We start from the raw sequence: 7310 nt of genomic DNA, 5'->3' as shown, positions 1-7310 counted from the left end.
CGCTGGGCAATAAACTGGGTTCCCAGAACTTGACCGTTGCTGGTCACTGGAATCAGTTGACCCACAATATCGCTGTCTCTAGGAATGACGACTTGCCCTTGAGGATTCTTGAGGTCATCGACCACCCGTAACGTCAAATTGTTGATGGTTTCACCCGGAGCCACTACAATTTTTTGCGAAGCGAGGTAGCGGATGTTGAACGATGTCCCTTGCGGCACCAGGTAACGGGGATTTAACGCCGTTTGGTTGTTCGTCGGGGTGGGATTGCTGCCTGTAGTAGGCGTGCTACCTGTGGTGGGCGCACTGCCATTGAGTCGGGCAATGTAGTTATTTGCGCCTTCGCTAGCAGCGATTGGTGGGAGTTTGCCTTGATTCACCAACGTCTGATAGATATAGGCCGCAACGTCGCCACGAGTCGCAGTTTCATTGGGGTTGAGAAAGCTAACGTTCGGGTAATTAACCACCACATTCCGCTCTGCGGCAGCGGCAACGCCAGTTCTCGCATAGGCAGGGATCTCGCCGCCATCTCTAAATGTCGCCAACGTTGTATCCGCAGCGCGTGCTGGGGTGAAGTTCAAACCGCTGGAAAGAGCGACCAATACTTGTACTTTTGGAATTTGCTGTTCTGGTTTGAAAGCACCATCGGGATAGCCGCTCATAAAGCCCGTTTCATACGCTTTGCCGATCGCCGCTGCGCCCCAGTATGTCTTAGGAACATCCCCAAAACCACGCGAAACACGCACGGCACTGTTGCTGAACGCATTTTTGACGATCGCTGCAAACTGAGCGCGAGTTACGGGTGCATCGGGTTTGAAAGTGCCATCGGGAAAACCTGCGATGATTTGTCTGTCAGCCAACGTATCGATGAAGGGACGCGCCCAGTGAGAGCGAGTATCAGAAAAATTGGCGGCATTCGCTGGAGCCGAAACGATGAACGGCGCAACGGCACTGGACGTTACACTCAATACCAGCAGTACTGCACTTGCTGAAGACCAATGACGAATGTGAGACATAAAAAAACTCCGTAAACGCTGAAGCGATACTGATGAATGACACGTATGAGCGGTAGCAAAAGATCGGTTCCCCTTTGAGCACTGTCTACAGGCTCATAAGAATTGGTGATGCAACCGTGGCTTGCACGCAACCGGATAACTCAGTTTCGATGCAAAGCCATTGATCACTGGTAATGCTGACTGCAAAACTGTGACTTTGTTCCCAGGAGGTTCGGATGGTGTTCTAGACGTGTGGTTGACATCTTGTAGGACTGTTACGTGTAACGTCCTTACAAACAAAACCAGGCGCTTTGAAACACTACCGACATTTGTATAGATACAGATCAACCCGTCCTAACATGCCCTAAAAAAAGCAAGGAGCGACAGTTGCTCGGTGTCACATTGAGGAACTACCTGCAAAACTGCTCACTCTACCGGAAGCAAGCCTGATCTTATAGACCGGGTTGAAGCTTGAAACCCAGCAGTACGTTTGTGTTTGATGGGTTGACGTGCTGAATTCGTGTGTTGATCAAGTTTATGAAGGGCTGCGATCGCAGTCAAACCCGTTGGACACGTACAGTGGTAATTTTCTTGCCACCTACCTCTATGGCATTGTGGAGCCGAAAACCGGAGCATCTTTTTTCTTTGAGTTCTCTCACTTAAATACGGATTGCTTTCAAGTGTTTTTGAACTTGGTCGCCGAGCAGTTCAAAGATGACTTGTTGATCATTCAGTTGGACAATGGGGGTTCCATATCGAGCTAGGTGTAGCAATATCTCAAGGGGCGATCGCGCTGAAGTCTACCCACTACATGCTCATTTGCGCCAACAGTTACGAGAAGGACTGGAAAAACTAACTCCTCAGGCTATTGCATCGATTACAGGAAGGCAATCCATCTTGATGCTTTATCTGTAGCCGGATTTAGAGAATTGGTCTCATTGCCTGAGGGTCGTGGCAACCTGGTTGAACTCAGTGAGCGATCGCCGCAATTCCTTGCGGCGATCGCTCTTCAGCTGCAACCGTCCTACTCCACTGTCATCTCATCCAAGTCCAATTCATCGCGGCTCCCCTTCGATCGGTTAAAAATCACCGACACGTTGTTGCTTCCCGTTCGCAGCCACACATTTGGCACCGTCACCGTGTTCCACTCATTGTTTGTAGCTGGGAACTCCTGATTGTCCACGATGCGTCTGCCATTGACGTGAAGGTAGCGAGAGGCCGGGTTTGCGGCGGCGTAACGAAAGCGCAAATCGTAGCTTCCAGAGCACGAGGCATTGACGCCGAAAGCCACAGACTGTTCATCTCGATCGCTCGTAACGTATCCATAGCCGTTGAAGCCGCGACCCTGTGACTTGGTGGCAACGCCGTTCAGACGTTGATTTTCAGCCTGATAGGTGCCACCTGTGCCGATCGCCACCGCCGCATTGATTGCGTCCATTGCAGCGCTTTGTCGAGCCGCGTCTGCCCGATCAAACGGTCCTGCCCAGCGTAGCCCAAACTGATTCGCGTCGTTGCGATTCTGCGCCCAGATAGCATCGGCATTCCGCGTGATGAACGTTTTATAGGAGGGCTTCTGAATGGTTTGGTACAGGTAGGCAAGATTGCGAATAAAAATGCCCTTGAATTGAGCACCATCCGCACCACAGTCCGAGTCTGTCTCACACGGCTCCTGCAAAATTCCGTTGGGTGACAGATGGCGCAGCGCAGCGTCGGCGATCAATTCTGCCTGAGTCAGCAGTGCTGGATCGCCGGTGCTCTTGTACAGATCAACTAGTCCACCTAAAATCACGCCCTGGTTGTAGGTCCAAGCAGTTTGCCCGTTGTTGCGGCAGTCGCTATTCAGCCCATCGTTGACCTGATTGTTGGCATTGATCATGCCGCTGTTTTTGAACCAGCCCCACGTGCGCTGTGCCCAGTCGAGATAGCTGCCCGGTCCGCCATCACCCGGCGTTCGTAGATGCAGCCGTGCGGCAACTGTGAGAAATAGCTCACTCGTGATGGCATTTTTGTAGGTGCGCTCCTGCTTTTTCCACCAGACCCCGCCGCCGCAGACGGAATCCCAGCCGCGACTCATTTCTTTGAAGATGGTTTTGGCTGCGTCGAGGTAGCGCGTTTCTCCTGTCAAGTCATACGCCTTGATCCACGCTAATGCCCACCAGCCATCGTCGTCGTAAAACCACGGGCTGAAGAACTCGCGCTGCTTGTGCTTCTCGAACGTGTTGAAGATATTGGTGCGGTACGTGAGGGTTTTGGTGATGCGCGAGTAGTCGATCGTCGTTTCCAACGCGTTGGCGGCGTGCCACCACTCCGCCTTATCCCACAGTCCAGTCGAGGGATTGTAGAAAATCTGCAACGCTGCCATCCCAGCGGCAATGCCGGGATGACAGCTTACGGGTACTACCATGCATTGTCTCCGTGCAAGTCATCATCATCGAGCGAATCAACACGCAACTGTATCATTTTGTGCGGTGTCGATCGCACAAAAATTAGCGATCAAGACGCTGAGTTCATCAAGATCGGGTGAAGATTACCCACAATGATTCGTAGCCAGTCGGGCAGTTGAAAAAATTGCACGAATCACCCGCGACTAATCAGCGACTAATCAGCGACTAATACTGACAACTGATAGCTAATAGTTATTTATCCGTCCTACATCGATCGCTGCTTCTGTGACCAGACACGGGTTGGCATTCCCCAAATGTAGATAAAGCCTTCAGCGGCTCGGTGATCGAAGCGATCTTCAGCGCCGTAGGTGGCAAGTTCAGTGGCATACAGCGAATTTGCGGATTTGCGCCCGATCGCCGCTGCAACACCCTTAAACAGTTTGACTCGCACGGTGCCTGTAACGCGCTCCTGCGTCTTCTTGACAAACGCATCCAGCGCGTCTCTCAGCGGGCTATACCATAGCCCGTTGTAGATCATTTGCGAGTAGGTTTCTTCGATGCCGCGCTTGTAGTGTAGCAGGTCGGCGGTTAGCGTCAGGCTTTCTAAATCCCGATGCGCGTCGATTAGAACCGATAGCGCAGGCGTCTCGTAGACTTCGCGTGATTTAATGCCGACCAAGCGGTTTTCGATCATGTCAATCCGACCGACGCTGTGCGCTCCGGCAATTCCGTTAAGCTGCTGAATCAGCGCCGCAGGACCGATCGCTTGCCCATTGAGGCTGACCGGGATGCCTTGCTCGAAGCCAATCTCGACGTATTCTGGCTGATCGGGTGCATCCGCGATCGCCCCTGTCATTTCGTAGATGTCTTCGGGCGGCTCGGTCCAGGGGTCCTCTAGCGGTCCTGCCTCGATCGCGCGTCCCAGCAGGTTTTTGTCGATGCTGTAGGGCGAAGATTTTTTCACTGGAGAGGGAATGCCGTAGCGCTCTCCGTAGGCGATCGTTTCCTCGCGGCTCATCCCCCACTCACGCGCGGGAGCCAAAACCTTTAGATTGGGATTGAGGGCAGCAATGGAAACATCGAATCGCACTTGGTCGTTGCCCTTGCCGGTGCAGCCGTGAGCAACGGCATCGGCTCCATACTGCTCAGCCGCATCCACTAGCAGCTTGGCAATCAGCGGACGTGCCAGGGCCGTCGAAAGCGGGTAGCGATTTTCGTAGAGAGCGTTCGCCTGAATCGCAGGAAAGGCATAGTCTTTGACAAAATCGTCGGTAGCGTTGATCACAAGCGATTGGCTGGCACCGGATTTGAGGGCTTTTTCCCGCACGGGTTCCAGTTCATCTCCCTGCCCCAAATCAGCCGCCAGCGTAATTACCTCTTCGACTCCCCACTCTTGCTTCAGGTAGGGGATACACACCGACGTATCGACTCCACCGGAGTATGCCAGCACAACTTTTTTGGCGCGACCCATGACCATCTCAACCTGACGAAACAACAAAGACACTATTATGCATTGAATCGTTTCGCCTGCATGTTGGGAATCGTACAGAAATGCCGCCAAGGTTACTATGGAAGTACGCGAACGAGTCGGTAGACGGTTTCCTGCTTGATCGTCTGGTACTGGGCGGGAGCTAATCCAATTTCCGCGAACGTTTTTTCTCCAGCCACTAGCAGAACGCTCGATCGGGCGGCTGATTGCAGATAGGTTCGAGCATCTGCCGGATGTGGCAGATACGTCACTGATCGCTGCGTGTAAAAAACCAGGCTCGGTTTTTTGAAGCCCACCATAATCAGAGGCTCACCGGGACGCTCGACCTGGGTCGCCGTTTGAGCGATCTGACGCAGCGGCAGCTGTCGCTCTGCATCCGCAATCAGGACCATTGGATGCATCACGACAATCAGAAACGCTAGAAAGCCCAGCAGGTTCACCAGCCATAGCCAGCGACTTCGGCGCAGAAGCGCGACGATCGCGGCGATCGCGGCAGCTCCCCAGATCACGCCACCCAGCACGGGCAACCCGGAGGCTTGCAGCCGCGCTCCTAAATTCGGCATCCAGGGATCGTCACCTAACCACTGGGGCGAATAGACGATCGCTGCCGCCAACGCTGCCAGCAGCGCGACGTTGAACGCTGCGGTAAGCACAAAGCCCCATCCTCGTTCTGAGTGGGTCAGGTAGTCTGTCCACAGCAGCGCGACCAGAATTGCTGCCGCTGGCATCAGGGGCAAGGTGTAGCTAAAATACTTGGTCGTGGCGATCGTAAAGAAGCCGAGAATGCACCCAAACCAGCACAGCGCAAATATGCCAAGCTGCTGGGCACGTGGTTGAGTTTGCCACTGACGCCGCTGAAGCGGTTTGAGCCGCGCAATGGCAGCAGGCAGGTAGACCGACCACGGCAGAAAACCGACCAAAATCACCAGAATGTGGAAGTACCAGGGTCCCGCGTGGCGATTCACCACCGTCGCGAAGCGCTCGACGTTGTGGTACCCGAAGAACGAATTAATGAACGCCTCTCCATTCGCTAGCGTGACTAGCACATACCACGGCACCGACAGCACTGCTACCAGTCCTGCGCCCCACACAAGCTGCATTTCTCGCAGCACCGCCCCACCATTGCCAATGTAGAGCAGAAAGGAACCAATGATGAGTCCAGGAAGCAGGATGCCGATCGGTCCCTTTGTCAACACTGCAAGCGCAATCAGTACATAAAACGTCAGGTACCATCGCTGCTGTACGCGGCGATTCTCCGATTGGGCGTACCCCAGAAAAAATGTCAGCAGCGATCCACCGATGCAGGCGTTCAGCAGCATATCGGAGTAGCCTGTGCGTCCCCAAAAGAAGGTGTTGGGATTAAGCAGCAGCATCGTGGCGGCGAGCCACGGGGTAAGGAAGGGGGAAAATTTTAAATGTTCGGTCTGACCACTCCCGACTCTTCGCACCGTGTAGAAAAGAATTAGGGTTAGTGCCAGTGCCGATAACACCGAGGGCAACCGCGCTGACCATTCGCTGACGCCGAAGAGTTTGAAAGCGGCAACCATTAGCCAGTAGATGAGCGGCGGCTTGTCGAAGCGGGTTTCGTTGTTGAAGTAGGGAGTGATCCAATCGCTCGTTGAATTCATTTGACGGGCGGCTTCGACGAATAGCGGCTCGGTTTCGTCAATTAGCCCGATCGCCCCCACGTTCCAAACTAGGACAACGCCCGCGATCGCCAGCAGCCAGATCACGGGGGCGACTCTAGCAATGGCGGGATATCGTTTCCACAAACGGTTGATAGAAGCGCTCACGGGTCTCTCTCTCACCCTACACCCTACCACCCTACACCTAAGGGAGCCGCTTCAGTTCTGTTGCAGTCGCAATTTGGCTTGCTGCTCGAACCACTCCAAAACTTGCGGAACGGTTAGCTGGTCGATCGCGACTCCTGCGTCTTGTGCCACCTGCGTGAGTGGATTCAGCGAGGACAGGACAAGCTGCGAGAAAAATTTGCGGAACTCGCGATCGACGCCGCCCTGCAAACTTTCATCCTGGTAGACCCAATCTTCAACTTGCTCTGGAGCCAGGTCTTTAATCGCGGAACCTTCTTGCTGGGCGACTTGCTTGAGCGATCGCAGCGCATAGATTGCCACACGCGCTGTAAATTTGTCGCGGGAGGTCAGCAACGCCTTATCAACTTCGGCGCATTCTTCAGGAGTCAAAAACTCGTTCGAGGGTTGCATGGGAGCACTCAGCCATTAGTCAGGTTTCAGCTTAGCGCACCAACGCGAGTGAGCGATCGTCCTAAGGAGTAGGAGCCACCTGACAGTCGTTGCCTTCCGCTGCGCGAGTGGCTCCCAACAGCGTTTGTATGATGATGCAGCGGTTGCTGCCTACGGCAGTTGAGCCTGCCCGCGAGAGGGTAATTTTGAAGCCACTACCATCGGCAGGTAATTGGGCAGCAGG

At 54.0% G+C, this 7310-nt stretch carries 6 protein-coding genes; 1 reads left to right on the top strand and 5 read right to left on the bottom strand.

What is annotated here, in order from left to right:
• Positions 1-1013: S-layer homology domain-containing protein (locus tag H6F43_RS16205; RefSeq protein ID WP_190343756.1), on the bottom strand; the 1013-nt coding region annotated here is incomplete at its 3' end.
• A gap of 488 nt (positions 1014-1501) precedes the next feature.
• Between H6F43_RS16205 and H6F43_RS16200 the strand changes: the two genes are divergently transcribed.
• Positions 1502-1756: a hypothetical protein gene (locus H6F43_RS16200; protein WP_190343755.1), complete on the top strand. Its 255-nt coding sequence runs from the start codon at positions 1502-1504 to the stop codon at positions 1754-1756.
• Between the two features lie 260 nt (positions 1757-2016).
• Here the strand turns inward: H6F43_RS16200 and H6F43_RS16195 are convergent, their stop codons facing one another.
• From H6F43_RS16195 to H6F43_RS16180, 4 genes are all read right to left on the bottom strand, one after another.
• A complete protein-coding gene (locus tag H6F43_RS16195) occupies positions 2017-3396 on the bottom strand; it encodes a glycoside hydrolase family 76 protein (RefSeq protein WP_242025677.1) in 1380 nt (459 codons plus the stop codon).
• A 245-nt stretch (positions 3397-3641) separates the two neighbouring features.
• Complete coding sequence (locus H6F43_RS16190; RefSeq protein WP_190343757.1) at positions 3642-4847, bottom strand: argininosuccinate synthase; 1206 nt, start codon at positions 4845-4847, stop codon at positions 3642-3644.
• 95 nt (positions 4848-4942) lie between these two features.
• Positions 4943-6658: a glycosyltransferase family 39 protein gene (locus H6F43_RS16185; protein ID WP_347272421.1), complete on the bottom strand. Its 1716-nt coding sequence runs from the start codon at positions 6656-6658 to the stop codon at positions 4943-4945.
• Between the two features lie 51 nt (positions 6659-6709).
• Positions 6710-7087, bottom strand: coding sequence for a hypothetical protein (locus tag H6F43_RS16180; protein ID WP_190343753.1), 378 nt, complete (start codon positions 7085-7087; stop codon positions 6710-6712).
• Between the last annotated feature and the right edge of the window lie 223 nt (positions 7088-7310).

It is taken from the genome of Leptolyngbya sp. FACHB-36 (genome assembly GCF_014695955.1).
Classification (GTDB): Bacteria; Cyanobacteriota; Cyanobacteriia; order Leptolyngbyales; family Leptolyngbyaceae; genus FACHB-36.
Note: the sequence above shows the minus strand (reverse complement) of the source record. Positions and strands in the feature narration are given on the sequence as shown.